25 protein-coding genes and 1 pseudogene are annotated in these 25,752 nt (G+C 70.3%); 18 read left to right on the top strand and 8 right to left on the bottom strand.

From position 1 onward, the window contains the following. Positions 1-17 precede the first annotated feature (17 nt). From QM708_RS03040 to QM708_RS03030, 3 genes are all read left to right on the top strand, one after another. Positions 18-917 (top strand): carbohydrate ABC transporter permease, encoded by a 900-nt coding sequence (locus QM708_RS03040; RefSeq protein WP_415104262.1) that lies wholly within the window; start codon positions 18-20, stop codon positions 915-917. Next, entirely contained in the window at positions 917-1,792 is an 876-nt protein-coding gene (locus QM708_RS03035) for a carbohydrate ABC transporter permease (RefSeq protein ID WP_415104260.1), read from the top strand. Before QM708_RS03040 ends, QM708_RS03035 begins: the two co-directional genes overlap by 1 nt. Before the next feature lie 99 nt (positions 1,793-1,891). After that, positions 1,892-3,589, top strand: coding sequence for a glycoside hydrolase family 13 protein (locus tag QM708_RS03030; protein WP_415104258.1), 1,698 nt, complete (start codon positions 1,892-1,894; stop codon positions 3,587-3,589). A gap of 34 nt (positions 3,590-3,623) precedes the next feature. Here QM708_RS03030 and QM708_RS03025 read toward each other — a convergent pair whose 3' ends face one another. Together QM708_RS03025 and QM708_RS03020 are read right to left on the bottom strand one after the other, a co-directional pair. Continuing rightward, the gene (locus tag QM708_RS03025) at positions 3,624-4,304 is read right to left on the bottom strand and encodes a hypothetical protein (RefSeq protein WP_415104256.1); all 681 of its coding nucleotides are present in this window, start codon (positions 4,302-4,304) and stop codon (positions 3,624-3,626) included. 2 nt (positions 4,305-4,306) lie between these two features. Further along, positions 4,307-4,687, bottom strand: coding sequence for a PadR family transcriptional regulator (locus QM708_RS03020; protein WP_415104254.1), 381 nt, complete (start codon positions 4,685-4,687; stop codon positions 4,307-4,309). A gap of 250 nt (positions 4,688-4,937) precedes the next feature. On the opposite strand from QM708_RS03020, the gene rplU reads away from it, so the two are divergent. Continuing rightward, positions 4,938-5,249 (top strand): 50S ribosomal protein L21, encoded by a 312-nt coding sequence (gene rplU / locus QM708_RS03015; protein ID WP_415104252.1) that lies wholly within the window; start codon positions 4,938-4,940, stop codon positions 5,247-5,249. 13 nt (positions 5,250-5,262) lie between these two features. After that, on the top strand, positions 5,263-5,520 hold the full coding sequence (rpmA, locus tag QM708_RS03010) for a 50S ribosomal protein L27 (RefSeq protein ID WP_415104250.1): 258 nt from the start codon (positions 5,263-5,265) through the stop codon (positions 5,518-5,520). A 76-nt stretch (positions 5,521-5,596) separates the two neighbouring features. Here rpmA and QM708_RS03005 read toward each other — a convergent pair whose 3' ends face one another. After that, complete coding sequence (locus QM708_RS03005) at positions 5,597-6,502, bottom strand: ROK family protein (protein WP_415104248.1); 906 nt, start codon at positions 6,500-6,502, stop codon at positions 5,597-5,599. Between the two features lie 99 nt (positions 6,503-6,601). On the opposite strand from QM708_RS03005, the gene QM708_RS03000 reads away from it, so the two are divergent. Then, on the top strand, positions 6,602-6,973 hold the full coding sequence (locus QM708_RS03000; protein WP_415104246.1) for an RNA-binding S4 domain-containing protein: 372 nt from the start codon (positions 6,602-6,604) through the stop codon (positions 6,971-6,973). Positions 6,974-7,052: 79 nt separating this feature from the next. Here the strand turns inward: QM708_RS03000 and QM708_RS02995 are convergent, their stop codons facing one another. Then, positions 7,053-7,772, bottom strand: a complete 720-nt coding sequence (locus QM708_RS02995; RefSeq protein WP_415104244.1) for a hypothetical protein — start codon at positions 7,770-7,772, stop codon at positions 7,053-7,055. Between the two features lie 47 nt (positions 7,773-7,819). Next, the gene (locus QM708_RS02990; RefSeq protein ID WP_415104242.1) at positions 7,820-8,713 is read right to left on the bottom strand and encodes a LysR substrate-binding domain-containing protein; all 894 of its coding nucleotides are present in this window, start codon (positions 8,711-8,713) and stop codon (positions 7,820-7,822) included. 167 nt (positions 8,714-8,880) lie between these two features. Between QM708_RS02990 and QM708_RS02985 the strand changes: the two genes are divergently transcribed. The 11 genes and pseudogenes from QM708_RS02985 to proB all read left to right on the top strand — a co-directional run bounded on the left by QM708_RS02985 (position 8,881) and on the right by proB (position 20,255). After that, complete coding sequence (locus tag QM708_RS02985) at positions 8,881-9,882, top strand: Bug family tripartite tricarboxylate transporter substrate binding protein (RefSeq protein ID WP_415104240.1); 1,002 nt, start codon at positions 8,881-8,883, stop codon at positions 9,880-9,882. Positions 9,883-9,886: 4 nt separating this feature from the next. Continuing rightward, positions 9,887-10,456 carry a tripartite tricarboxylate transporter TctB family protein gene (locus QM708_RS02980; RefSeq protein ID WP_415104238.1) on the top strand — a complete coding sequence of 190 codons (570 nt, stop codon included), beginning with the start codon at positions 9,887-9,889 and terminating at the stop codon, positions 10,454-10,456. A 10-nt stretch (positions 10,457-10,466) separates the two neighbouring features. After that, on the top strand, positions 10,467-11,963 hold the full coding sequence (locus tag QM708_RS02975; RefSeq protein WP_415104236.1) for a tripartite tricarboxylate transporter permease: 1,497 nt from the start codon (positions 10,467-10,469) through the stop codon (positions 11,961-11,963). Further along, positions 11,956-13,230: a glucarate dehydratase family protein gene (locus QM708_RS02970; RefSeq protein ID WP_415104234.1), complete on the top strand. Its 1,275-nt coding sequence runs from the start codon at positions 11,956-11,958 to the stop codon at positions 13,228-13,230. The genes QM708_RS02975 and QM708_RS02970 overlap by 8 nt, the downstream gene beginning before the upstream one ends. A 14-nt stretch (positions 13,231-13,244) precedes the next feature. After that, the gene (gene dapA, locus QM708_RS02965; RefSeq protein ID WP_415104232.1) at positions 13,245-14,138 is read left to right on the top strand and encodes a 4-hydroxy-tetrahydrodipicolinate synthase; all 894 of its coding nucleotides are present in this window, start codon (positions 13,245-13,247) and stop codon (positions 14,136-14,138) included. A gap of 37 nt (positions 14,139-14,175) precedes the next feature. After that, positions 14,176-15,087: a 2-hydroxy-3-oxopropionate reductase gene (gene garR / locus QM708_RS02960; RefSeq protein ID WP_415104230.1), complete on the top strand. Its 912-nt coding sequence runs from the start codon at positions 14,176-14,178 to the stop codon at positions 15,085-15,087. Then, positions 15,084-16,421: an enolase C-terminal domain-like protein gene (locus tag QM708_RS02955; protein ID WP_415104228.1), complete on the top strand. Its 1,338-nt coding sequence runs from the start codon at positions 15,084-15,086 to the stop codon at positions 16,419-16,421. Before garR ends, QM708_RS02955 begins: the two co-directional genes overlap by 4 nt. Positions 16,422-16,459: 38 nt before the next feature. Beyond that, a pseudogene (locus QM708_RS02950) lies at positions 16,460-17,341 on the top strand (glycerate kinase); the annotation flags it as partial. Beyond that, a complete protein-coding gene (locus QM708_RS02945) occupies positions 17,316-17,561 on the top strand; it encodes a glycerate kinase (RefSeq protein WP_415111250.1) in 246 nt (81 codons plus the stop codon). The pseudogene QM708_RS02950 and the gene QM708_RS02945, both read left to right, overlap by 26 nt. 61 nt (positions 17,562-17,622) lie before the next feature. Next, complete coding sequence (gene obgE / locus QM708_RS02940) at positions 17,623-19,128, top strand: GTPase ObgE (RefSeq protein ID WP_415104226.1); 1,506 nt, start codon at positions 17,623-17,625, stop codon at positions 19,126-19,128. Next, positions 19,125-20,255, top strand: coding sequence for a glutamate 5-kinase (gene proB / locus QM708_RS02935; protein ID WP_415104224.1), 1,131 nt, complete (start codon positions 19,125-19,127; stop codon positions 20,253-20,255). The genes obgE and proB overlap by 4 nt, the downstream gene beginning before the upstream one ends. Positions 20,256-20,292: 37 nt before the next feature. On the opposite strand, the gene QM708_RS02930 is transcribed toward proB, so the two are convergent. The 3 genes from QM708_RS02930 to QM708_RS02920 form a co-directional block, all read right to left on the bottom strand. Continuing rightward, on the bottom strand, positions 20,293-21,765 hold the full coding sequence (locus QM708_RS02930; protein WP_415104222.1) for a mannitol dehydrogenase family protein: 1,473 nt from the start codon (positions 21,763-21,765) through the stop codon (positions 20,293-20,295). A 29-nt stretch (positions 21,766-21,794) separates the two neighbouring features. After that, positions 21,795-23,486, bottom strand: a complete 1,692-nt coding sequence (locus tag QM708_RS02925; RefSeq protein WP_415104220.1) for an alpha-amylase family glycosyl hydrolase — start codon at positions 23,484-23,486, stop codon at positions 21,795-21,797. A gap of 126 nt (positions 23,487-23,612) precedes the next feature. Continuing rightward, the gene (locus QM708_RS02920; protein ID WP_415104218.1) at positions 23,613-24,626 is read right to left on the bottom strand and encodes a LacI family DNA-binding transcriptional regulator; all 1,014 of its coding nucleotides are present in this window, start codon (positions 24,624-24,626) and stop codon (positions 23,613-23,615) included. Between the two features lie 153 nt (positions 24,627-24,779). On the opposite strand from QM708_RS02920, the gene QM708_RS02915 reads away from it, so the two are divergent. Continuing rightward, a complete protein-coding gene (locus QM708_RS02915) occupies positions 24,780-25,751 on the top strand; it encodes a GNAT family N-acetyltransferase (RefSeq protein WP_415111247.1) in 972 nt (323 codons plus the stop codon). Position 25,752: the final 1 nt, after the last annotated feature.

The following is a 25,752-nucleotide window of genomic DNA, read 5'->3' as shown; positions in this document are numbered from 1 at the left end:
ACAAAGGAGTCCCATCCATGTCTTCGACCACAGCCGGCCAGACACAGGCCGTGCGTCATCGGCGCCGTCGCGTCGAACCGCTCTACTGGTGGTTCCTGGTGCCCAGCCTGATCCTGTTCACGGGCGCCATCACCATCCCCGGTGCTGTCGGCATCTTCTTCAGCTTCACCGACTCGATCGGCGTCGGTGACTGGAAGTTCGTCGGCCTGACCAACTACATGGCGTTGTTCAGCGATCCCGCCGTGCTGCAGAGCTACCTGTTCACCTTCGGCTTCGCCTTCGCGACCGTGATCGTGGTGAACGTGATCTCGTTCCTGCTCGCGGTACTGCTCACCTCGCGCATCCGGATCAAGACGGCGCTGCGCACGATCTTCGTGATCCCCATGGTGATCTCGGGCATCATCATCGCCTACGTCTTCCAGTTCCTGTTCAACCACACGTTGCCCGGCATCGGGCAGGCGCTCGGCATCGAGGTGCTGTCCACGTCCATCCTGTCCAACCCGAACATCGCCTGGGTCGCGATCGTCATCGTGACGGCCTGGCAGTCCGTTCCGGGCACGCTGCTCATCTACATCGCGGGCCTGCTCGCGGTGCCGGGCGACGTGTACGAGGCCGCCGACATCGACGGTGCCTCCAAGAGCCGGCAGCTGATGCGCATCACGCTTCCGCTGGTCTTCGGCTACGTGGTGATCAACATGATCCTGGGCCTGAAGAACTTCCTCGGCGCCTACGACATCATCAAGGGCTTGACGGACGGCGGTCCGGGTACCGCCACCCGAAGCATCTCGATGACCATCATCGGCGGCTTCAACGGTGGCGACTACGCCTACCAGATGGCCAACGCCACGGTCTTCTTCATCATCACGATCATCATCTCGCTGTTGCAGCTGCGGCTGACGCAAGGAAGGAGCCTGTAATGGCCGCGACCCCCATCCCTGCGGCGTCCGCACCGCAGAAGATCCGGATGAAGCCGGAGCGCGTGAACTGGGCGGGCACGATCATCCTGATCCTGGCCTCGCTGACTGTCCTCATCCCGCTGTACGTGACGGTCTCGATGGCGTTCAAGTCGGGTGCGCAGGCGGTCAACGGTGAAGCGTTCGCGATCCCGAACCCGTTCAGCATCGAGGGCTTCGAGAAGGCCTGGGCGCTGACGAACTTCCCGGTCGGCGCGGGCGTGTCGATCCTCGTCACGGCCGGCACCGTGGTGGGCACGATCGTCTTGGCGGCGTTCGCCTCCTACGCGATCGTGCGCAACTGGGACCACAAGTTCTTCCGGTACTCGTTCTTCTACCTGCTCGCGGCCATGTTCATCCCGTTCCCGGTGGTGGCGTTGCCGCAGATCCAGCTGACCGGCCTGGTCGGCCTGGCCAACCCGGGTGGTGTGGTCATCCTGGCCACGATGTTCCAGCTGAGCTTCAGCGTGCTGTTGTTCACCGCCTTCCTGCGGTCGATCCCCTACGAGTTGGAGGAGAGCGCCCGCATTGACGGCGCGACCACCTGGCAGACGTTCTCGCAGCTGATCTTCCCGCTGCTGGCCCCGATGAGCGCCACCGTCGGCATCTTCGCGTTCCTGTACGCCTGGAACGACTTCATGATGCCGTCGCTGATCATTGCGGAAGCCACGCAGCAGACGCTGCCCGTGCGCCAGAACATCTTCCAGTCGCAGTTCAGCAACAACTATCATGTGTCGTTCGCGTCCTACCTGATGGCTATGGCTCCGGCCGTCATCGCCTACCTGTTCACGCAGCGTTGGGTGATGGAAGGCGTCACCCAGGGTGCCGTGAAGGGCTGATCCAACCCATTTCGAGAAGGCGGTGGCGCTGACGTCAGGTCGGCGCCACCGTCTTCTCATCTCCGCTTGTCTCGAACCAACCCTAGAAAGGGACTCCTCTTGTCCTCTTCCGCACCATCCCGTCCGGCCGCCGCCACCGCCGAATGGTGGCGCCAGGCGGTCGTCTACCAGATCTACCCGCGCAGCTTCGCCGACAGCAACGGCGACGGCCTCGGCGACCTGCCCGGCATCCTGTCTCGGGTCGACTATCTCGCCGGACTGGGCGTGGACGCCGTCTGGCTCAGCCCGTTCTACCCCTCGGCGCTGGCTGACGGCGGCTACGACGTGGCCGACTACCGCGACGTCGACCCGCGTCTGGGCACCCTTGCCGACTTCGATGCCCTGACCCAAGCCCTGCATGCCCGCGGCATCAAGGTCGTGGTCGACATCGTCCCGAACCACACCTCTGACCTGCACGTGTGGTTCCAGGAGGCACTCCAGGCGGGCCGCGGTTCGGCCGCGCGCGAGCGGTACATCTTCCGCGAGGGCCGCGGCGAGGACGGCTCCGAGCCGCCCACCGACTGGGTCTCCACCTTCGGCGGACCCGCCTGGGAACGGGTCGCCGACGGCCAGTGGTACTTCCACCACTTCGCCCGGGAACAACCCGACCTGAACTGGGACAACCGCGAGGTGCACGAGGAATTCCTCACCACGCTGCGGTTCTGGGCCGACCGGGGCGTCGACGGCTTCCGCATCGATGTGGCCCACCTGCTCACCAAGGACCTGAGCGAGCCGCTGCCGTCCAAGGCGGAACTGTCGGCAATGCCGATCGACGGACGCCACCCGCTGTTCGACCGCGACGAGGTGCAGGAGATCTACGCCGAGTGGCGCGCGCTGTTCAACGAGTACGACCCGCCGCGGACGGCCGTCGCCGAGGCCTGGGTGCACCCCGACCGGGTGCCCCGGTACGCCCACCCCGACAGCCTCGGCCAGGCGTTCAACTTCGACCTGCTGCTGGCCGACTTCGACGCGGACATGTTCCGCCAGGTGATCGACCACAACCTCGACCTGGCCTCCCGCTCCGGCTCGTCCACGACCTGGGTGCTGTCCAACCACGACGTGGTGCGGCATGCCACCCGTTACGGGCTTCCCCCGGTCGGCACCTTGGCCGACGCCGCTGAACGCGTCGACGGCGAGCCTGAGGAGCGCGCGGGAGCTGCCTGGCTGCTCAGCCGCGGCGCCTCCCCGGAGCTGGACCGTGAGGGCGGAATCTGCCGGGCGCGCGCCGCCACGCTGCTGCTGCTCGGCCTGCCAGGGTCGGCCTACCTCTACCAGGGCGAGGAACTCGGCCTGCATGAGGTCGCCGAAATCGCCGACGACCAGCGCCAGGATCCGACCTTCTTCCGCACCGAGGGGGCCGAGATCGGACGCGACGGCTGCCGGGTTCCGCTGCCCTGGACGGCCGAGGGGCCGTCGTTGGGGTTCGGGTCCGCGGCCCCGCACCTGCCGCAGCCCGCGTGGTTCGCGGCGTCCGCCGTCGAGGTGGAGTCGGACGATCCGGCGTCCACGCTCACCCTGTACCGCCAGGCCCTACACCTGCGCCGCGAACTGCAGTGCGGCGAGGAGTTGGCCTGGGAGCAGACCGGACGTGACGACGTGCTGAGCTTCCGGCGTCCCAACGGCTGGCGGGTGGTGACCAATTTCGGCACCCAGCCCTACCCGCTGCCCGCGGGGGAGGTGCTGATCGCCAGCGGCCCGGTCGGCAACGGCATCCTGCCGGCTCAGACCACCGTCTGGCTGGCGCCCCAGGCGAGCTGAGGCTCCGATGCAACCCGGGACGCCCGGTGGGTGGTCATCGATTGCTCGCCGGGCGTTCCTGCCTCTTGATCCGGTTGGCGGACGCGATCAGCCAGATCGCCACGCAGGGCAGGATCGCCAGGATCAGGACCATCACGAGCATCCCGGTCTCCTCGGTGTGCTCGGGCAGCAGCGGGCCCAGTGAGGCCCCGCCGGCGTCCGGCCAGGTTTGAGCGGGGGAGGACTGCACGGTGGGCGTAGCGAACGGGACGAATCCGGCGAACACGACCCCTGGTGCCGCGAGCGTGCCGATCACCTTGTGGTGGACCCGCCAGGTGCGTGAGGCGGCCAGCATCACCACGCCGATGATCCAGCCGATCACCGGGACCACGAACCCGCCCACGGTGACCGCCAGTGCCGTGAGGATCGTGTACCAGTCGGCGTCGTGCTGGCGCGGAGGGGGCGCGTAGAAGGACGAGGGAGCGGGAGTCGTGGAGGCCGGCCAGGACGGCGGGGCGCTGGGCCGCGCTTCGGCACGCGCCTCGGCGGTCACCTCTTCGGGGCTGCCGATCTCCCGGATCCGGGCGCGGGTCTCGTCCTCGCCGAGCCCGTCGAGTTCCTCGGCGAGCCCGGTGATCAGCGCGTCCGCCACCTCGGCATCGACTCCGGTCAGCAGGGTGCGGACGCGGTCGAGATAGGCGTAGGCCTCACCGGTGAGGCGTGCGTGGGTCGGCATGGCTAGCGTCCCTTCTCGGATGGGGTGATCGCCACGGATGGCGTGATCGGCTCGGGTGGCGTGATCAGGCGGGTGACAGCGGGAACGAACTGCTCCCATTGCTGCCGGAACGCGTCCAGCGCGTCGCGTCCGCTGGCGGTCAACTCGTAGTAGCGGCGAGACCGGCCCTCGTCGGAGAGCCGGTCGAAGCTGGTGACCAGCCCGGCCTTCTTCAGCCGGGTCAGGACCGGGTAGAGGGTGCCGATGCCGCCGATGATCCGGCCGGAGTCGATGAGAACCTGGGCGAGTTCCCAGCCGTACATCGGACGCCGGCTGAGCAGGCCGAGGATGCAGGACTCCACCACGCCGCGGCGCAGCTGGGAGCCGACCTCGTCCGTCATCATGCCGCACATTATATCGTGTGGCGCAAGATATGATGACGCGCGTGCGTATTCGCTCACCGGGCACCTCGCTGGTGGGTGTCGCGCGCCGGGGAACGTCCTGGTTTGACCGCTTCGGGCGGGGGCCGTATTCTTGATCCCCGGTGCCCGTGCGGGCCGGCGGTTTTCCGTTGGCTCCGGCGCCGACCGAATGGGGCGTACCGCGTCCGTGTTCGGCCAAGACGACGACAATTCGTAGGAAAGCAGGTCAGGCGTGTACGCGATCGTGCGCAGCGGCGGACGCCAGCACAAGGTGGCTGTCGGGGATGTCCTCACCGTCGACCGGATCACCGACGTTGAGGTTGGCTCGACCGTCAATCTCACCCCCCTGATGCTGGTGGACGGCGACGCCATCACCACCGACGCGGGCAAGCTGGAGAAGGTGTCCGTGACGGCCGAGATCGTGGCCGAACACAAGGGCCCGAAGATCCGCATCCTCAAGTACAAGAACAAGACCGGGTACAAGAAGCGCCAGGGCCACCGCCAGCGTTACACCCGCGTCAAGATCACCGGCATCGAGAGCTGAGGGAGATCCAGACATGGCACACAAGAAGGGCGCATCCAGCTCCCGTAACGGTCGCGACTCCAACGCGCAGCGCCTCGGCGTGAAGCGCTTCGGCGGTCAGGTCGTCAACGCCGGCGAGATCCTGGTCCGCCAGCGCGGCACTCACTTCCACCCCGGCGAGAACGTCGGCCGTGGCAAGGACGACACGCTGTTCGCGCTGCAGCCTGGCACTGTCGAGTTCGGCACCCGCCGTGGCCGCAAGGTCGTGAACATCGCGCTGGCCGAGGCCTGAGCCACACCCAGCACAGACGAAACGAGGGCGGTCCCGGTCGGGGCCGCCCTCGTCGTGTGTCCGCGAGGGATGACGCTCACAGCAGGCTGGCGGCGTAGATCGCGCCCAGCGTGCCGGCCTGGTTCCCGTTGCGGCAGGCGCGCACGTCGGGGGCGTAGCCCTGGACGAGGAACGGGTAGTCGGCGATCTTGTCCTGCAGGCGGGTGCGGACGCGGGCGACGAAGCCCTCGTACTCGCTGAGCCCGCCGCCGATCAGGATGCGCTCGGGGTCGAGCACGGCCAGCAGGCTGACGAACAGGGTGGAGAGGTGGTCGAGGAACTCCTCGACACTTGCCGAGGCGACCGCGTCCCCGGCCTCGGCACGGCGCAGGATCTCCCAGGTGTCGGTGAACCACTGTGAGGGCTCCCTGAGTCCCTGCGCCTGGCTGTAGATCCGGCTCAACCCGAAGACGGCACCACACCAGTAGGCCGTGCCCTGAGGTACCGCGTCGCCGGGCAGGGTGGGGCCCATCGGCGCCATCGACAGCTCGCCGGCCGCACCACGGAACCCGCGATAGAGCTTGCCGTCGGCGAAGATCGCCCCGCCGACGCCAGTGCCCAGGGTCACGCAGACGAAATGGTCGCTGTCGGCGCCCTCGCCGACCCAGCGCTCGGCGAGCCCGGCGGCGTGGGCGTCGTTGACGACCGCCACCGGCAGCCCGGTCAGCGCCTCCACCTCGTCCTTGACGTTGCGCCCGGCCAGGCCGGTGATCGCGCCCGGGGTGACCAGCTGCCCGGCGGGGGAGACGATGCCGGGGATGCTGATGCCGACCCGGGTCGCGTCCGGCTCGGTGCGGATGATCGTGGCGATCTTCTCGATCACGCCGTCGGGATTCTCGCGCTCGGTGGGAATGCGTTCGAAGGTGCTGATGGCGCCGGAGGCGTCCGCGCGACCCCACTTGATGAATGATCCGCCGACGTCGATCCCCACGATGGTGTGCACGGGTGGTCCTTCTTCGCTCGTGGCGCGCCTCGCCGCGCGCCTGAGGCGGATCCTAGCGAGGACGCGCTCGCCATGACCGGTGATGGGTAGGGTCGTGATATGGCTCGACTCGATGCGTGGTTGTGGGCGGTGCGGCTCTACAAGACGCGCTCCAACGCGACCGCCGGCGTCCGGGGCGGGCATGTGCGCGTCAACGACAAGGTGGCCAAGGCCGCGCAGATCGTGGTGACCGGCGACCTGATCCGGGTGCGCCGCGAGGGCGAGGAGCGGGTCGTCGAGGTGCTCGATCCGAACCTGGTCAAGCGGGTCGGCGCCGCCGTCGCGCAACAGGCCTATCTCGACAAGACCCCGCCCAAACCTGAGCCGGTGGCCGGGATGGGTGGCAAGGTCGCGGTCCGGGACCGGGGTGCGGGCCGTCCGACCAAGAAGGAGCGCCGCGACATGGACGCCTTCCGCGGCCGCCGGGGCTGAGCGCGGGCACACACGGCCAGATCGCTGCCCAGGGGCGAGCCAGGCGATCAGAGACAGGCCGCCGGGGAACGGTGGCCGTTCAGACTCGGGCCGTGGCCTCGGCGGCGAGCCGAGGCTCGGTGGACGGAGTGCGGTGACGCAGGGTCAGCACGGCGACGGCAACCGAGGCCACCACCAGCCCGGCGGCGCTGAGATAGCCGGTTCCGGGCGGGGCGTCCCAGTTGGCGCTGTTCCAGGCGCTCATCACCGCGTAATCCATCCCGATCCGGAGGAAGCTGAAGGCGGTCACGGCCGCCAGCACGATCAACAAGCGCGGCCCGCTGCGGCGCTCGCCGGGCCAGCCGGACCACAGGAATGCCAGTGCGGCGAGCGCGGTCACATCGACCGCCCCGAGGGTGAGCTGTTCGAGTGGTCCGTCGCTGCCTTCGCGCGGAGCCGGGTGCAGGCTGACCCAGGCCAGCCAGATCAGGGCGGCGCCGAACGCCACGCCGGCCAACTGCGATGAGCCGCTCCACTGAGCCGCGGCGAGCGCCGCGATCAGCCAGGCTGCCGCGGCCAGCACCATCGACGCCGAGGCGAGGATGTACGTCGCGGGGACGAACGGCTCCACGGCGTGCGCCAACGGGTAGGGCAGGCCCGCGTCCATCCGGACCAGGCAGGCGTCGGTGAAGCCGGCGGCCCCAGGCATCATCTGGCCCGCGCAGGGCAGCCACCACAGGTAGGTTGCCGATCCGGCGGCAAGGCCGGAGGCGAACAGCAGTGCAGCCGACAGTAGCCAGGGCCAGCGTCGTTCCTTCATGGCCTGACCCTACTGTGCGCCCGCACCCGTGTCACAGCGGGATGTGCTCAGCTGCGAGGGGCCTGATTGATCAGCCGGAGCAGGCGTGCCAGCGTCGGACTGTCGTTGTCGCGCCGCCAGATGGCCACGGTCTGGACCGTGTCGGGCGCGCAGTCGGCGATCGGGGTCAGCCGGATGCCGGGGGCGCTGATGTAACGCGCTGACGCGGGCACCAGCGCGACGCCGAGCCCGGAGGAGACCACGGCCAGCGCGCTGGTCACCTGGGTCACCTGCTGGACGTAGTGCGGGGTCAGGTCGTGGGCGATGAAGGCGGCGATCACCACGTCGTGCAGGTAGTGCGCCAGCGACGGCGAATAGGTGACCACGGGCTGGGTGGCGATCTCGGCGAGGCGGGGGGCGCGTCCCAGCTGGGCGAGCGGGTGCGCGTCGTGGGTGGCGAGCATCAGCGACTCGGCATGAACCTTGCGGGTAGCCAGCACCTCGGTCGCCTGGACGCCGCGGGCGAAGCCGACATCGACGTCGCCGGCGGTCACGCTCTCCACCTGCTGGCGGGTCACTGCCTCGATCAGCCGCAACTGAACCCCCGGCATGGCCGAGGTCACCGAACGCAGCAGCCCGGCCAGCAGGGTGAAGGCGACCACCGCGGTGAAGCTGATCGTCAGCGTCCCGGACTCGCCGAGCGCGGCGCCGGCCGCGACCCGCTGAGCGCCGGACGCACGCTCCAGAATGGCGCGCGCCTCGCCCAGGAGGGCTCGGCCGGCCGGGGTCAGCCGGGCGCCGGTGGCGCCGCGGTCGAACAACACCACGCCGAGGGAACGCTCCAGTTTCTGGATGTGCCGCGACAGCGGTGGCTGGGTGATGCTGAGCCGCTGCGCGCCGCGCCGGAAGCTGCCTTCCTCGGCGACCGCGACGAATCCTTGGAGTTCGGTCAGCGTGAACATGGGCGCCTCCGGTCGGGATCGACAGTGATACCTAAGAAGCATTGAACCATGCCCTGGTCGTGCTGGACAGCTTTCACCAACGGCCGCATGCTTGAGGTGTTCCTCCGGATCAGGCGCCGCGGCGACGATGCTCGGCTCCTCCGGTAGTCAGGGAAGGAATGAAGACGATGAAGTCTCACCGAACACCGCGGCGCCTCGCCGCAGCACTGCTGGCCGGCGTGACCGCCCTCTCCCTCGCCGCCTGCGGCGTCCAGGGTGGCGGGGCCGCCAAGACCGAAACAGATTTCCCCACCAAACCGATCGAGTTCACGCTGCCCTCCAGCGCGGGCGGTTCGACCGACCTGATCGGCCGCGCCGTCGCCAAGGCGCTGGAGAAGCCGCTCGGCCAGCCCATCCCGGTCGTCAACAAGGCCGGCGCCAACGGCGCCGTCGGCGGCAAGGAAGTCCTGGGCAGCCGTGCCGACGGCTACAAGATGGTGATGCTGTTCAAGAGCCTGATGGCCATCACCCCGCTGGCCGTGGACGACGCCAACCCGATCGTCTTCGACCAGATGAAGGTGGTCGGCGGCCTCACCGTCGAGGACTACGTGCTGGTGGTCAACACCGCCAAGCACCCCGACGGTGACCTGGCCGCGCTGCTCGGCCAGGAAGGGCTCGCCTACGGGACGGCCGGCACCGGCACCGGCGGCCAGCTCTCCCAGGCGCTGCTGCTGGCCAAGAACGGCGTCAAGTACAAGGACGTGCCGTTCCAGGGCGGTGCGCCCGCGGTGACCGCGCTGCTCGGCGAGCAGGTGGACGCCATCACGGTGCAGATCGCCGAGGCGATGCCGCACATCAAATCCGGTGCCTTCCGGCCGATCGCCACCTTCGGCGAGAAGCGCTCGGAGTTCCTGCCGGAGGTTCCCACCGCCAAGGAGTCCGGCCACGACATCGTCGTCGACCAGAAGCGCTTCATCGCCTACCCGAAGGACACCGACGCCGCGATCGTGACCAAGGTCGCGAACTCGCTCACCGAGGCCTTCAAGGATCCCGAGTACGACGCGTTCCTGAAGTCGAACTTCATCTCGCGCTGGGAAGTCCCCGGCAGCGAGGTCGTCTCCGACATCTCGCAGGCGAAGGACACCTTCGCCCGTGTGGTGCAGGAGAACGGGATCAGTCTGAAGGGCTGAGGATATGACCCCCACACCCGACGGCGGGCTCCCTCCGGAGCCCGCCCCGCGGACCGCCGACGTCGGCGCCCATCTCAGTGGCATCGATCTGGCCGTCACCCAGGAGGCGCTCGAATTCGAGGACACCCCCGAGGACGGCGGTGTCGCCCTCAACCTGGTCGCCGCCGGCTTCCTCGGTGTGATCGGGGCGTTCTTCCTGATCGTCGGCCGCACCCTCACCCTGGGCACGCCGGAGAACCCGGGCCCGCAGATGTGGCCGCTGATCCTGAGCGTCTTCTGCCTGGTCGTCGCCGCCATCCTCGCGGTGCGTGCGCGTCACGGCCAGGGCACTGAGAAGTTCACCTCCGGCGTCCGCTACGTCGTGCTCGGCGGCGTCTCGCTGTTCGCCTACGGGTTCATCGAGACGCTCGGCTTCGAGGTTCCCACCCTGATCGTGATGGTGCTGTGGCTGAAGTTCATCGGCAAGGAGAGCTGGCTCTCCACGGTGGCCTACACCCTCGGCGTGATCGCCGCGGTCTACCTGATCTTCATCGTCGGACTGCGGGTCACCATCCCGCACCTGCTTCCGGTCTAGGAGCCCCACCATGGATCTCTTCCTGCAAGGGTTCGCTGTGGCGCTCCAGCCGCACAACCTGCTGTTCTGCTTCCTGGGCGTCACCGTCGGCATGCTGATCGGCGTCCTGCCCGGCCTGGGCTCGGCCGCCACCATCTCGATCCTGCTGCCGGTCACCTACACCGTGCACCCGACCACCGCGGTGATCATGCTCGCGGGCATCTTCTACGGCGCCCAGTACGGCGGCACGGTGACGTCGGTGCTGCTGCGCCTGCCCGGTGAGGCGTCCGCGGTCGTCACCGCCATTGACGGTTACCGGATGGCCCGCCAGGGACGTGCCGGCTCGGCGCTGGGCATCGCGGCCATCGGCTCCTTCATCGGCGGCACCGTCTCGATCATCGGCCTCACCCTGGTCGCGCCGAGCGTGGCCGGCTTCGCGCTACGGTTCGGCCCACCCGAGTACGCCGCGCTCGCCCTGCTCGGCATCCTGCTGGTGGCCAACCTCGGCTCGGGCAGCCCGCTGAAGAACATCGGCGCCGCCGCGCTGGGCCTGCTGCTGGCCACCGTCGGCCGCGACCCGCTGATGGGGTCGAGCCGGTTCACCTTCGGCAGCGACGCGCTGGCCGACGGGTTCGACTTCGTCATCATCGCGATGGGCCTGTTCGGCATCGGTGAGTTGCTCTACAACCTGGAGAGCCGCGACAAGCCGGCCCCGCCGATGCCGAAGTTCAAGCGGGCGCTGCCCACCTGGGCCGACTTCCTGCAGTCGCGGATGGCGATCGTGCGCGGCTCGGTGCTCGGCTTCTTCCTCGGCATCCTGCCCGGCGGCGGCGCCACCATGTCGTCGCTGGTCAGCTACGCCGTCGAGAAGCGCTCCGCCAAGGATCCCTCGCGGTTCGGCAACGGCGCCATTGAAGGCGTCGCCGGTCCCGAGACCGCCAACAACGCGGCGGCCACCAGCTCCTTCATCCCGCTGCTGACCCTGGGCATCCCGGCCAACGCCACCATGGCGGTGCTGTTCGGCGCGCTGATGCTGCAGGGCATCACGCCCGGACCGCGCCTGATGGGCGAGCACCCGGACATCTTCTGGGGCGTGATCAACTCGATGTACGTGGGCAACATCTTCCTGCTGATCCTGTCCATCCCGATGATCGGCGTCTTCGTGAAGATCCTGAAGGTGCGCCCGGCGATCCTGGCCGGCCTGACCGTCATCATCGCCATGGTCGGCGTCTACACGGTCCGGTTCAGCGCCTTCGACCTGCTGGTCGTGGTCGGCTTCGGCGTCCTGGGCTACCTGATGAACAAGCTCGGCTTCGCGCCGGCGCCGCTGGTGCTGGCCTTCGTGCTCGGGCAGCTGTTGGAGACGTCCTTCCGCCAGGCGCTGCGCATGTTCGACGGCGACGCGCTCGGCTTCGTGCAGCGCCCGATCTCGGGCACGATCATCGCGCTGATCGTGATCTCGCTGGTCGTGCCGCCGCTGTGGAACCGATTCCAGTCCCAGCGCGTCAAGGAGGCGCTCCATGCCTGAACCCCGCGGGTTGACCATCGACCGGATCGAGATCGTCCCGGTCGCCTTCCACGACCCGCCGCTGCTGAACGTGATCGGCGTCCACGAGCCGTACGCGCTGCGCGGCATCGTGATCCTGCACACCGACGCCGGGCTGGGCCTGGGCGAGACCTACGGCGACTCGGCGCACCTGGCGCGGCTGCGCCGGGTGGCCGACGCCCTGGCCGGGACCGACGCCTTCGACACCAACCGGGTCCGGGCGATCACCGCCCGCGTCCTGGGCGAGGACACCGGCCAGGCCGGCGCCGGCATGTCGGGGATGGTGATGACCTCCAGCACCCTGGACCGGGTCTTCGCCCCCTTCGAGGTGGCCTGCCTGGATGCCCAGGGCAAGGCACTCGGGTTGTCGGTGGCGCAGCTGCTCGGCGGCGCCGTCCGCGACCAGGTGCCCTACGGCGGCTACCTGTTCTACAAGTGGGCCGGGCATCCGGGCGCCGAACCGGACGCCTACGGCGAGGCGCTCACGCCTGAGGGCATCGTCGAACAGGCCCGCCGGATGGAGCAGGCCTACGGCTTCACCGGCTGGAAGCTCAAGGGCGGCGTGTTCGGGCCCGAGCAGGAGGTCGCGGCCATCCACGCGCTGCGCGAGGCGTTCCCGGACGCCCCGCTGCGGATCGACCCCAACGGTGCCTGGACGGTGCAGACCTCGGTCAGGGTCGCCCACGAACTGGACGGCGTCCTGGAATACCTCGAGGACCCGACCCCGGGCATCGAGGCGATGGCCGAGGTGGCCGGGCGGGTGAGCATGCCGCTGGCCACCAACCAGGCCATCGTCAGCTTCGCCGACCTGGTGCCCGGCATCGCCGCGCGGGCGTCCGGGGTGATCCTCGGCGACCTGCACTTCTGGGGCGGCCTGCGCCGCTCCGCGGTGCTGGCGGGCATCTGCGAGACCTGGGGACTGGGGCTGTCGATGCACAGCAACAGCCACCTGGGCATCTCGCTGGCGGCGATGACCCACCTCGGCGCGGCCACCCCGCAGCTCAGCTACGCCCTGGACACGCACTGGCCGTGGAAGCGCGCCGATGAGGACGTCGTCGCCCACGACCTGCGGTTCCGCGGCGGCGCCATCACGGTGCCGACCACGCCCGGGCTCGGCGTCGAACTCGACCGCGACGCCCTGGAACGGCAGCACCGGCTGTACCGGGACTGCGGCCAGACCGAGCGCAACGACACGGCGTACATGCGCCGCACCCACCCCACATTCGACCCCAGCATTCCCCGCTGGTGATTCGGAGGAGAACCATGTTCCAACCCACGGGCGTCTTCCCCGCCCTGGTCACACCGCTCACCGAGGACGGCCGCGTCGACGAGCCCAAACTGCGGGCGGTGATCGACCACCTGATCGCGGCCGGCGTCGACGGCCTGTTCGCGCTCGGCAGTGCCGGCGAGATCTACGGGCTCAGTGCGGCGTCCAAGCGCCAACTGCTGGAGGTGACCGTCGAGCAGGTCGCCGGCCGGGTGCAGATCTGGTGCGGGGCGAGCGAGATCACCACCCCCGACTGCCTGGAGGTGGTGCGGATGGCGCACCAGGTGGGCGGTGTGGACGCCTTCTCGGTGCTCACCCCTTACTTCATGACGCCGTCGCAGAGCGAACTCGTCGCGCATTTCACCCAGATCGCGGCCAGCACCGACCTGCCGGTGCTGCTGTACGCCAACCCGGGGCGCACCAAGGTGCCGATCGCGGTGCCCACCGTGGTCGAGCTGGCGGCGGTGCCGAACATCGTCGGGGTCAAGGACTCCACCGGCGACATGGCGCTCACCCAGCGCTACATCACCGAGACCCCCGACGACTTCGCGGTGATCGTCGGCAACGACGCGGTGATCCTGCCCGGGCTCTTCCTGGGCGCCAGCGGCATCATCGCCTCCACGGCGAACGCCGTCCCGGATCTGGTGGTGGCGCTCTACCGCGCCTACCTCGCCGGGGACCACACCAGGGCCCGTGCCTTGCAGGCGCTGCTCGGCGAGGTCCGGTCGCTGCTGGTCAACACCGGCACCTTCCCGATCGTGATCAAGGAGGCGATGCGGCTGCGCGGGGTGGACGCCGGCTACTGCCTGGCCCCCGCCCGCGAGATCCCGCCGGCCAGCGCCGCCGCATTGCCCGGACTCATCGAGCGCCTCGACGCGGCGCTCGCCTGACCCCTCATCCCCACACCACCACAACAGGAGCATTGACATGAAGATCGGATTCATCGGACTCGGCATCATGGGCCTTCCCATGGCGAAGAACCTCGTGGGCGCCGGCCACGACCTGGTCGTGCTGGACCGCTCACCGCAGCGCGAGCAGGAACTGCTCGACCTGGGTGCCACCCGCGCCGCCAGCGCCGCCGAGGTCGCCGCCCAGGTGGAACTGGTGCTTACCATGGTTCCCGACTCGCCGCAGGTGCGCGAGGTCGCCCTGGGTGAGGGCGGCATCATCGAGGGTGCGCGCCCGGGCCTGCTGTACGCCGACATGTCCTCGATCGCGCCGGCCACCTCCCGCGAGGTGGAGGCCGCCCTGGCCGCCCAGGGTGTCTCGATGCTGGACGCCCCCGTCTCGGGTGGCGAGCCGAAGGCGATCGACGGCACCTTGTCGTTCATGGTCGGCGGCGACGCGGAGACCTTCGCCGTGGTCGAGCCGGTGCTGGCCGCGATGGGTTCCTCGGTGGTGCTGGTCGGCCCGATCGGCGCCGGCAACATCACCAAGCTCGCCAACCAGGTCGTGGTGGCGCTCAATATCGCCGCCGTGTCGGAGGCGTTGGTGCTCGCCCAGAAGGCGGGCGTCGACCCCGAGGCGGTCTACCGGGCCATCCGCGGCGGCCTGGCCGGGTCGACGGTGATGGACGCCAAGGCGCCGATGATGCTGCAGCGCCGCTTCGATCCCGGCTTCCGGATCAACCTGCACATCAAGGACCTGCGCAACGCGCTGGCCACCTCGCACGACGCGCAGGTGCCGCTGCCGCTGACCGCGGCCGTCTTCGAGATGATGATGAACCTGCAGGTGCAAGGCGTCGAGGCCGAGGACCACAGCGCGCTGGTGAAGTTCTACGAGGCGCTGGCCGGCGTCGAGGTGCGCGCGGGCGGGACCCCGGAACAGGACGAGTCGTGACCGCGCCGCGCGTCGTCAAGCTGAGCGTTCATGCCGTCGCCGGGCGCGACTGCATGGAGCTCAACCTGTCCGGGGCGCACGGGCCCTACTTCACCCGCACCATCGTGGTGATCGAGGACTCCGACGGGCGCGTCGGCCTCGGCGAGGTGCCGGGTGGGGAGAAGATCGTCCAGACGGTGGCCGATGCCACCGAGCTGGTGGTCGGGCAGCCGGTGGCGCGCTACCGCAGCATCCTCGCCTCGGTGCATGCCGCCTTCGCCGACCGGGACGCCGGCGGGCGCGGCCTGCAGACCTTCGACCTGCGCACCACCGTCCACGCGGTGACCGCGATCGAGTCGGCGCTGCTCGACCTGCACGGCCAGTATCTGGGCGTCCCGGTCGCCGAACTGCTCGGTGGCGGGCAGCAGCGCACCTCGGTGCGGGCGCTCGGCTACCTGTTCTTCGTCGGCGATCCGGACAAGACGGACCTGGACTACGTGCGCGAGCCTGACTCCGAGGTGGACTGGTACCGGATCCGGCACGAGGAGGCGCTGACGCCGGAGGCGATCGTCCGGTTCGCCGAAGCCACCCACGCTCGCTACGGATTCTGCGACTTCAAGCTCAAGGGCGGCGTGCTGGCCGGGGCCGAGGAGATGCGCGCGATCCTGGCGCTGAAACAGCGGTTCCCCGACGCACGGATCACCCTGGACCCCAACGGCGCCTGGTCGCTGGCCGAGGCCATCGAACTGTGCCGCGACAAGGTGGGTGTGCTGACCTATGCCGAAGACCCGTGCGGCGCCGAGGGAGGCTTCTCCGGGCGCGAGGTGCTCGCCGAGTTCCGCCGGGCCACCGGGTTGCCCACCGCGACCAATATGGTGGCCACCGACTGGCGCGAGATGACCCACGCGCTGGCCTTGCAGTCGGTGACCATCCCGCTGGCCGATCCGCATTTCTGGACCATGCAGGGCTCGGTGCGTGTCGCCCAGCTGTGCCACGACCTGGGCCTGACCTGGGGATGCCATTCCAACAACCACTTCGACATCTCGCTGGCGATGGTGGCGCACTGCGGTGCGGCGGCGCCGGGGGAGTACAACGCCCTCGACACGCACTGGATCTGGCAGGAAGGCCTGGAACGGCTCACCGTGGCACCCCCGCAGATCGTCGGCGGCGAGATCGCGGTGCCGAACGAGGTGCCGGGGCTGGGCATCACCCTCGACCCCGACCGGCTGGCCGAGGCCGAGGAGCTGTACCGGGAGAAGGTGGCCGGCAGCGGGGCCCGCGACGACGCCGCCGGGATGCAATTCCTGATTCCCGGCTGGACGTTCGACAACAAACGCCCCTGCCTGGTGCGTTGAGGTGTAGGAATCAGATCAAGGACCGAAAGGAAAGATCGATGCGTGTCGTCTGTGCCCCGGACTCGTTCAAGCATTCCCTGAGTGCCGCGCAGGCGGCCGCGGCGATGGCGCGCGGCGTCCGGGAGGCTCACCCGGACGCCGAAGCGGTCGAGGTGCCGCTATCGGACGGCGGTGAGGGCTTCACCGACGCCATCGCGGACGCCCTGGGCGCCCGGATCGTCGAGGTCGGCGTGCTGGACGCCCTCGGCCGTCCGGCGACCGGACGCCTCGCGCTCGCCGGCGACCTGGCCGCCTTCGAGGTGGCCACCGCCGTCGGGCTGGAGATGATCGCCGACGACGAGCGCGCCATCATGGCCGCCGACACCCGTGGAGTGGGCCAGCTGATCCTGGCCGCCCTGGACGCCGGCGCCCGGCGCTTCGTGATCGGGCTCGGCGGCTCGGCCACCAACGACGGCGGGGCCGGCATGCTGTCGGTGCTCGGCGTCCGGTTCCTGGATGCGGCCGGCGAACCCGTGGCGACCACGCCCTCGGGATTGGAAGGCGTGGTGCGGGTGGACGCTTCGGGCCTGGACGCCCGCCTGGCCGGCGCGCAGGTGCGGGTCGCCTGCGACGTGGACAACCCGCTGCTCGGTGTCCGCGGCGCCTCGGCGATCTTCGGGCCGCAGAAGGGCGCCACCCCCGATCTGGTGCCGCACTTGGACGGCATCCTGGCCCGGCTGGTCGAGGTGACCGGCACCGGTGCGGTCGCCGAGACCCCGGGGGCCGGCGCCGCCGGTGGCCTCGGCTGGGCGATGCTCGCCTACCTGGGCGCTCAACTGGTGCCCGGCATCCGGCTGGTCTGCGACACCGTCGGCCTGGCCGCGACGGTCGCGGGCGCCGACCTGGTGCTGTCGGGTGAGGGATCGATCGACTCCCAGACCCTGTTCGGGCAAGACGCCCGCGGGCGTGGCCGAGGTGGCGCGCGCCCACGGCGTCCCGGTGGTGCTGTTCGGCGGGCATGTCGCCCCGGACGCCGGCGCGCTGCTGGACCAGGGCGTCCGGGACATCGTGTGCATCACCCCGGAGGGAACGCCGCTGGCCCAGGCGCTGGCTCAGGCGTCCGGCAACCTGCAGACGGCGGTCGCGAGCTACCTGGCCTGAGCGCTGCCCACCGTTGCCGGTGCGGCGGGCGGCGAGCGCGTGAGCGGTAGAATCCGTCGTCATGGCCATTCCCTCCTTTGTTGATCGCGCCACCCTCCGTGTCAGTGGCGGCAACGGGGGGCACGGCTGCGCCTCGGTGCACCGCGAGAAGTTCAAGCCGCTCGGCGGCCCCGACGGCGGCAACGGCGGCCACGGCGGCTCGGTGATCCTGCGCGTCGATCCCGGGCTCACCACCCTGGTCGACTACCACCGCCAGTCGCAGCGGCGCGCCACCAACGGCCAGCCGGGCGAGGGCGACCACAAGGCGGGCGCCAACGGTGCCGACGTCGTGCTGGCCGTGCCGGAAGGCACCGTCGTCTCCGATGCCGACACCGGGCAGATCATCGCCGACCTGATCGGCGAGGGCACCGAGGTGATCGTCGCCGCCGGCGGACGCGGCGGGCTCGGCAATGCGGCGCTGGCGACCTCGGCCCGCAAGGCGCCCGGCTTCGCCCTGCTGGGCGAGGAGGGCGAGCAGCGCACCATCGTGCTCGAACTCAAGGTGCTCGCCGACGTCGGCCTGGTCGGCTTCCCGAGCGCAGGCAAGTCCTCGCTGATCGCCGCGATCAGCCGGGCCCGGCCCAAGATCGCCGACTACCCGTTCACCACGCTGGTGCCCAACCTGGGCGTCGTGGTGGCCGGCGACACCACCTACACGGTTGCCGACGTGCCCGGCCTGATCGAGGGCGCCAGCGAGGGCCGCGGCCTGGGGCATGAGTTCCTGCGCCACATCGAGCGCTGCCTGGCCATCGTGCACGTCATCGACTGCGCCACCTACGAGCCCGGCCGCGACCCGGTCACCGACCTCGACATCATCGAGGGCGAACTCGCCGCCCACGGCGGTCTGGAGGACCGCCCCCGCCTGGTCGCGCTGAACAAGATCGACATCCCGGACGCCCGCGACCTGGCCGAACTCGTCACGCCCGACCTGCTCGAGCGGGGTTTGCGCGTGTTCCCGGTCTCGACCAAGTCGGGCGAAGGACTGCAGGCGCTCACCTTCGCGATGGCCGACCTGGTCCGCACCCGCCGGGCCGCCGTCCCGGCCGCACCCCCGCAGCGCGTGGTGATCCGGCCCGCGCCGGTCGCCGGCGGCCCCGAGTTCAGCATCCGCAAAATGGGCGACGGCGAGGGCGGCTTCGTGTGGCGCGTCGAAGGCGGCAAGCCCGAACGCTGGGTGCGCCAGACCGACTTCACCAACCCCGAGGCCGTCGGCTACCTCGCCGACCGGTTCACCCGGCTCGGCATCGAGGACGAACTGCTCCGCCTGGGCGCCCGTGCGGGCGACGCCGTCGCCATCGGCGCCGGCGACAACCCGGTCGTGTTCGACTTCGCGCCCCAGATCAACTCGGGGGCCGAGATCCTGGCCCGGCGCGGCGACGATGAGCGGCTGCACGGCGAGCGCGCCTCCGTCGCCCGGCGCCGGAAGCTCGACGCCGAATACCACGCGGCCCGCGCCGCCGCCGAAGGCCTCGACCTCGACCCCAAGCAGAGCTGGCGTGCCGCGTCCTTCGACGAGGAGGACGCGTGAGCGCAGCCATCCGGCGCGCGGTCGGCGAGGCCCAGCGGATCGTCGTCAAGATCGGCAGTTCGTCCATCACCGACCGGGCCGGCCGGATCGACATGGCGCAACTGATCGCGCTCACCGACGCGATCGCCGCGGCGCGGGCGTCCGGGCGTGAGGTGATCGTGGTCAGCTCGGGCGCGGTGGCCGCCGGCCTCGACCCGCTCGGGATGACCACCAAGCCGCGCGATCTCGCCACCCGGCAGGCGGCGGCGTCGGTGGGCCAGGGGCTGCTGCTGGCCCGGTACACCTCGCTGTTCGCGGCGCACGGGCTCACCGTCGGGCAGGTGTTGCTCACCGTCGAGGACGTCAGCCGGCAGAACTCCTACGCGAACGCGCAGCGCACCTTCCTGCGGCTGCTGGAGATGGGCGCGGTGCCGGTGGTCAACGAGAACGACACCGTGGCCACCAACGAACTGCGCTTCGGCGACAACGACCGGCTCGCCGCGCTCGTCGCGCACGTGGTCAGCGCGGATGCGCTGTTCCTGCTGTCCGATGTCGACGCGCTCTACACCGACCATCCCTCGCGACCCGGCGCCCGCAAGATCACCGATGTGCCCGAGGTGGAGGACCTGGTGGTCGACACCTCCCGCGGCGGCTCCGCGGTGGGCACCGGTGGCATGGCGACCAAGCTGGAGGCCGCCAAGATCGCCACCCACGCGGGCGTCACCACGGTGCTGGCCTCGGCGACCTCGGCGGCCGAAGCCCTGGCTGGTGACCCGGTGGGCACCCTCTTCCATCCTTCCGGGCGGCGGCGCTCGCGCAAGATGCTGTGGCTGGCCTACGCCTCACAGGTCCGCGGCGTGCTCAGGCTGGACGCCGGCGCGGTGCGCGCGGTGGTCGAGCGTGGGGCGTCCTTGCTGCCCGCGGGCGTGACCGGCTTCACCGGCGAGTTCCAGGCCGGAGACCCGGTGCGCCTGGATGGGCCCGACGGTGAGCTCGTCGGCCACGGCCTGGTCAACTACGACGCCGTCGACGTGCCCGCCATGCTCGGCCGCTCCACCCACGATCTGGTCGCCGAGCGCGGCGAGGGCTTCGACCGCGAGCTGGTGCACCGCGATTCGCTGATCCTGCGCAAGAAGTTCCGCTCCTGAGGTGGGCATCGTCCCGCACCGCCGGCGGATCAGCTCATCACTCGTCGTTCAGGTGCGTGAGAGCCGCGCGGATTCCGTCGGTCTTCATGGTGGTCAGAGCATGGAGGTAAGGCGCGGTCAGCGCCTCGTCGCCGGCTAGCTCGCCGAAGATGGCCTCGTTGGCCAGGAACGCCAGCGGATGCTCACCCTGGGAGCGTGCGAGCGGCACCAAGGTATCGGCCAGCGGATCCACCACCGGGTAGGTGCCGCCGGCCTCGTCGACGCCCTCGGCGTAGCGGGCCCAGCTCGCCAGCACGAACGCTCCGGCCTCCACCGGGCGTGTGGCGGCCAGATTCTCCCGCACCGCGGGCAGCAGGAACAGCGGAATCCGGTCGGACGTCTCGGCGCACAGCCGGGCGAGGGTGTCGCGGATCTCGGGGTTGGCGAAGCGCTCCAGCAGCGTGGCCCGGTACGCGTCGAGGTCGATGCCCGGCACGGGGCGCAGCGTCGGCGTCGCCTCGGCCATCCACCGCGTCAGCAGGGCCACGATGAGTGGGTCGGACGCCGCCTCGCTCGCGTAGACGTGGCCGCTCAGCCATCCGGAGTAGGCCAACGCCTGGTGCGAGGCGTTCAGCAGCCGGAGCTTCATCAGCTCGTACGGCTCGACATCGTCCACGAGCAGCACGCCGGCGTCCTCGAACGGCGGACGCCCCGCGCAGAAATGATCCTCCAGCGCCCACTGGGTGAACGGCTCGGCCATCACCGGCCAGCGGTCGGCGACGCCGAACCGCTCCCGGACGAGCGCGCGGTCCGCGTCGGTGGTGACCGGCGTGATCCGGTCGACCATCGAATTGGGGAACGTGACATGGGCGGCGATCCAGGCGGCCAGCTCGGGATCGCGCGCCTGCGCGTAGGCGAGGAAACTGCGGCGCGCGACGTCCCCGTTGGACTGGATGTTGTCGCACGACATCACGGTGAACGCCCCCGTGCCGGCGTCTCGCCGGCGGCGCAACGCCTCGACGACGTAGCCGAACACGGTCGTCGGTGTTCCCCCGGACGCCGCCGCGGCGAGGTCGGCTGCCACCTGCGGGTGGGCGAGGTCGAAGGCGCCGGTGACCTTGTCGATGTTATAGCCGCCCTCGGTCACGGTCAGGGACACGATCCGGGTGGACGCAGCGGCGAGGCGGGTGAGGACGGCCTCGGGGTCGTCCGGCGCGAACAGGTAGTCGGCGATCGAGGCGATGGTGCGCGCTTCGTGGTGGCCGTCGGGGTGCTTGAGGACGAGCGTGTAGCGGTAGTCCTGGGCCGCCAGGGCGTCCCGCATCGCGCGGTCGCCCGGCAGGACGCCGACGCCGCAGATCGCCCAGTCGAGCGCCTGCCCGGCGTTCATCAGCCGGTCCAGATACATCGCCTGATGCGACCGGTGGAAGTTCCCCACCCCGAAGTGGACGATGCCACACGTCAGCTGGTCGCGGCGATACCCCGGTTGTGCGACGGCGCTGTCCTCGTGCGGGGTGGAGGTGGTGTTCACAGCTTTTCCTCTCGATGGTTCGGCCAGCCTCAGTGTCGTGGTACCCCCGGCTGCGCGCTGGTGTTCGCAGACAGTTCGAAGACGGCGTGCCCGAGCGGTTCCACGTCGATGGCGCCGTCCTGGACGCTGGCCCCGGCTCCGAGGAGCAGGTGGGCGCTTCGTCCCTGGAGGAAGTCGAGCCGGACGTGAGCGGTCGTCGGTCGCGGATGGACCACCACCAGATGGCGGTCGCCGCGCAGGTAGACCAGCGGGTAGTCGGCGTTCAGCACGGTGCGCGGCGCGGAGGTCCGGAGCTCGGGAGTGTTCTTGCGCAGGGCGATCAGCGCGCGGACATGGTGGAGCAGCGAGCCGGAGCGTCGCTGTTGTTCGGCCACGGTGGGGCGTCCGGGGGAGGGGTCCTGCGGCAGGTAGAGCCGCCCGGGCTGGGAGGTCGAGAAGCCGGCGTTGGGGCGGGCGTCGTCCCACTGCATCGGGGTGCGGCAGCCGGCCCGGTCGTAGCCGGGGTTCCAGCGGCTGCCCTCGGTCTCGGGGGCGCCGGTGAGGAAGCGCATGCCGATCTCATCGCCGTAATAGATCGACGGAACGGTGCCCCAGGTGAGCAGGAAGGTGAAGGCGGCGGCCAGCTCTTGTTCGGTGCGTCCGTCGCCGGCCAGCCGGGTGAAGTCGTGGTCGGCGCTGGGCAGGACCACGAGCCGGCCGGGGCCCACCTCGTCGAGGCGGGCCTGCCACAGATCGAGGTAGCGGCGCAGCGCCGCGAGGCCGTCGGCCTCCTCGGCGTGCGGGTCGAAGTAGCACGGCTCGGCCTGGTCTTGCCAGGGCAGGACGCCGGCGGTGCCGTCGTTGAACAGTGCGCTGTGCTCGCGCTGGATGACCAGGGAGAAGTCGGCGTCGAAGCCGCCCCGGACGCCCGCGGTGGCGATCACGTTCTCGTCGCTCTCGGGCAGCAGCGCCGCGTCCGGGTAGTGCTCGTGCACCCACGCCGCGACGCGGCTCCACAGGGCGGTCGTCGCGCTCAGGTCGGGGTCGTCCTTGACCAGGGAGAAGGCCATGTCGACGCGGAACCCCGCGACGCCGCGGTCGAGCCAGAAAGCGATGATGTCTTTGAGTGCCTGCTCGTTGGCTTGTGGTCCTGCCTCGGTGGGCAGCTGCCGCCAGGGCTCGGACGGGTCCAGCCGCGCATAGCCGAAATTGAGCGCGGGCTGCTCGTCGAAGAAGTTCTTCAAGTACCAGCCGGGCCGCGACCCGGGCGAGGGGACGAACCCGGCGCCCGGCCGGGCCGACCAGATGTAGCGGTCGTCGCCGGGCGTGTTCGCGGAGTGCTGGAACCACGGGTGCTCAATCGAGGTGTGGCCGGCGACCAGATCGAGCAGGACGCGGATGCCGCGGTCCTTGGCCGCGCCGACGAGGGCGACCAGGTCGTCGTTGGTGCCGTACCGCGGGGCGATCCTCAGGTAGTCCGAGACGTCGTAGCCGGCGTCGCGGAACGGCGAGGCGAAGCACGGATTGAACCAGAGGGTGTCCACGCCGAGCCAGCTCAGGTAGTCGAGGTGCTCCATCACCCCGCGCAGATCGCCGATGCCGTCGCCGTTGGAGTCGGCGAACGACTGGGGATAGATCTCGTAGATGACACCGTCGGCCAGCCACGCCGGCGGCGTCGGTGCCTGAGCGGCGTGCAGAGACGAGGCGGTCGCGGGAGCGAGCCGTGGTGAGGCCGTGGACATGCGCGAGTTTCTTCCGGTAAATCGGGGCGGCGTCTGGTCATCGACGCGTGTCGACGAGCCGACGCTACCACGGAGTCGCGACCACGACCAAGGACTCCGCCGGGGCGACGGCCGGCGTGAGGGGACTCAGGGCGCGGTGGAAGAACTCGCGCGCACGGTGAGGAGGGGAGCGACCAACGCGTGCATCGCTGGTCCGGGCCGTTGGTCGATGAGGCCGACCAATCCGTCGACGGCGTACTCGGCGATGATCCCCACCGGCGGCGAGACGGTGGTCATCGGCGGCGACATCAGCTCGGCGGCGTCGTCGCCGAGGCTCAACGCGACCACCGAAAGGTCATCGGGGATGCGGACGCCGGCCAGCGCGCAGGCATGCGCCATCCCGGCGAGGGCGGCCTCGTTGAAGGCGATCACCGCACTCGGACGTGGGGTGAGGGCGAGATAGGCCTCGAAGGCCGCGTGCCCGGACGCCGCGGTGTTGTCGACCTCGACGAGATCGAGCCGGACGCCTCGTTCCCGAGCCGGTGCTTCGAGTGCCCGTCTCGTCCGGGCCATCGGGCCCTCGCCGCGGTCGAGCGGGCGGGTGGTCTGCCCCAGGAACAGCACCTGGTGATGGCCCAGGCCGGCCACATGGTCGATCGCGAGCCGCGCCATCGCGTCGTAGTCGTTGTCGACGAACGTCCGGGCGGCCGGGTCTTGGGGGCGTCCGATCATCGTGAACGGCGTGGAGGACGCCTCGAGCACCTCGATGCGCGGATCGTTCAGTCCCACCTCCATCAGGATCACCCCGTCCACCAGCCCCTGGCTCACCAGGCCGCGCAGGCCGTCCACATCGTCTGCGGCGCCGGTCCACAACAAGACGTGATAGCCGCGCAGGCGTGCCCGGGCGGACGTCTGTGAGACGTACTCGAACTCGGTGGCCGAATAGCCGCGGGTGCTGGAGGGGTAGTGGAGGGCGATGATGCCGCCCCTGGAACCGGCGAGTCCCCGCGCGAAGGCGTTCGGGGTGTAGTCGAGGTCGCGCATCGCCTGTTCGACCCGCTCGCGGGTCGCGTCGGAGATCTTGCGCCGCCCGCTGATGGCGTAGGACACGGTGCTGGACGACACTCCCGCCAGCCGTGCCACGTCGTCCCTGGTCGCCATCTTCCCCTTCCGTAGGCCGAGCATCCCGTCCGGCAAGCATAGGTGAGTCCCCTCGCCCGGGACTGCACGGAGCGCCGGAGCCGGGGTGCCGTTGTGAGGGGGGGAGGAATGCCCTTCTCGGGTGGGCCGGGGGCCGGGCATTCTGGGACGGTGATGTCGACGATCCCCTCGCTGCGCTGGGCGCGGCTGGCCACCGATGTGGTGCCCGCGTGGACGGAGTTGACCAATCTGCTCGCCGAGTACGACGACACCGGCGAGTTCTACGATGCCGAGGACCTGGCCGAGGAACTCGGCGAGCACGGCTTCGACCCTGAGCAGGACAGCTGGGCGGTCTGGGGTGGCGATCAGCTGGTCGCCTTCGGGACGATCTCGGTCGGGATGGCGCCCGACAACGAGGGGCGCATCCGGTGCACGCTGGGCGGCGGCGTCCGGCCCAGCCATCGCGGGCAGGGGATCGGGCGAGAGTTGCTGGCCCGGATGGAGCAGCGCTCCCGGGAACTCGCGTCGGCGCGGCACCCGGGCGTGCCGGCCTACTGGCGGCTCGACGGGGGCGATGAGGGGGCGTCGGTCCGTGCGCTGGCCGCTCGCCGGGGCTACGTGATCGTGCGCTACTTCTCCGAACTGGCGCGCTCCTTGCCGGGCGCGGATATCGCCTCGTTCGAGGAGGCCGGCGCAGGGGTGCGACTGGTCTGCCCTGACCCGGGGCAGGAGGAGGCGACCCGGCTCGCGCACAACGACGCCTGGCGTGACCACTGGGGTGCCGGCGCGCAGACGGCGGAGTCCTGGCATGACGTGTGGGCGGCACGCGCCGCCCGGGCCGGGCTGTCCACGCTGGCGCTGGACGCCGACGGCGCGGTGCTGTCCTACGTCCTCGCCGGGTCGTGGGTCGAGCGCGAGGTGTACGTGCCGCTGGTCGGGACGGTGCGCGCCGGACGCGGGCGCGGCCTGGCGGCCGCCTGCCTGGCGCGCACGGTCCGGCTGGCCGCCGAGTCCGGCGAGTTCGGCACGATCGTGCTGCATGTGGACTCCGACAGCCCGACCGGCGCTCACCGGTTGTATGAACGGCTCGGGTTCGTCCGCACGCGTGGCTACGCGGCCATGCAGCGCGACATCGATCCCGGCTAGG

This window comes from Propioniciclava sp. (assembly GCF_047602245.1).
In the GTDB taxonomy this organism is placed as follows: Bacteria; Actinomycetota; Actinomycetes; order Propionibacteriales; family Propionibacteriaceae; genus Propioniciclava.
The sequence above is the reverse complement of the archived record's forward strand: the minus strand, read 5'-3'. Positions and strand labels throughout refer to the sequence as shown.

What these genes read in the sequence shown, in the direction of transcription:
- QM708_RS02925 (WP_415104220.1), bottom strand. Translation starts at nt 23,486, where the DNA reads ATGTCCACGGCCTCACCACGGCTCGCTCCCGCGACCGCCTCGTCTCTG.
- obgE (WP_415104226.1), top strand. Translation starts at nt 17,623, where the DNA reads ATGGCCATTCCCTCCTTTGTTGATCGCGCCACCCTCCGTGTCAGTGGC.
- QM708_RS02975 (WP_415104236.1), top strand. Translation starts at nt 10,467, where the DNA reads ATGGATCTCTTCCTGCAAGGGTTCGCTGTGGCGCTCCAGCCGCACAAC.
- rpmA (WP_415104250.1), top strand. Translation starts at nt 5,263, where the DNA reads ATGGCACACAAGAAGGGCGCATCCAGCTCCCGTAACGGTCGCGACTCC.
- QM708_RS02985 (WP_415104240.1), top strand. Translation starts at nt 8,881, where the DNA reads ATGAAGTCTCACCGAACACCGCGGCGCCTCGCCGCAGCACTGCTGGCC.
- QM708_RS02915 (WP_415111247.1), top strand. Translation starts at nt 24,780, where the DNA reads ATGTCGACGATCCCCTCGCTGCGCTGGGCGCGGCTGGCCACCGATGTG.
- QM708_RS03020 (WP_415104254.1), bottom strand. Translation starts at nt 4,687, where the DNA reads ATGATGACGGACGAGGTCGGCTCCCAGCTGCGCCGCGGCGTGGTGGAG.
- QM708_RS02970 (WP_415104234.1), top strand. Translation starts at nt 11,956, where the DNA reads ATGCCTGAACCCCGCGGGTTGACCATCGACCGGATCGAGATCGTCCCG.
- QM708_RS02920 (WP_415104218.1), bottom strand. Translation starts at nt 24,626, where the DNA reads ATGGCGACCAGGGACGACGTGGCACGGCTGGCGGGAGTGTCGTCCAGC.
- QM708_RS02990 (WP_415104242.1), bottom strand. Translation starts at nt 8,713, where the DNA reads ATGTTCACGCTGACCGAACTCCAAGGATTCGTCGCGGTCGCCGAGGAA.
- QM708_RS03035 (WP_415104260.1), top strand. Translation starts at nt 917, where the DNA reads ATGGCCGCGACCCCCATCCCTGCGGCGTCCGCACCGCAGAAGATCCGG.
- QM708_RS02980 (WP_415104238.1), top strand. Translation starts at nt 9,887, where the DNA reads ATGACCCCCACACCCGACGGCGGGCTCCCTCCGGAGCCCGCCCCGCGG.
- QM708_RS02995 (WP_415104244.1), bottom strand. Translation starts at nt 7,772, where the DNA reads ATGAAGGAACGACGCTGGCCCTGGCTACTGTCGGCTGCACTGCTGTTC.
- QM708_RS03040 (WP_415104262.1), top strand. Translation starts at nt 18, where the DNA reads ATGTCTTCGACCACAGCCGGCCAGACACAGGCCGTGCGTCATCGGCGC.
- QM708_RS03000 (WP_415104246.1), top strand. Translation starts at nt 6,602, where the DNA reads ATGGCTCGACTCGATGCGTGGTTGTGGGCGGTGCGGCTCTACAAGACG.
- QM708_RS03025 (WP_415104256.1), bottom strand. Translation starts at nt 4,304, where the DNA reads ATGCCGACCCACGCACGCCTCACCGGTGAGGCCTACGCCTATCTCGAC.
- dapA (WP_415104232.1), top strand. Translation starts at nt 13,245, where the DNA reads ATGTTCCAACCCACGGGCGTCTTCCCCGCCCTGGTCACACCGCTCACC.
- garR (WP_415104230.1), top strand. Translation starts at nt 14,176, where the DNA reads ATGAAGATCGGATTCATCGGACTCGGCATCATGGGCCTTCCCATGGCG.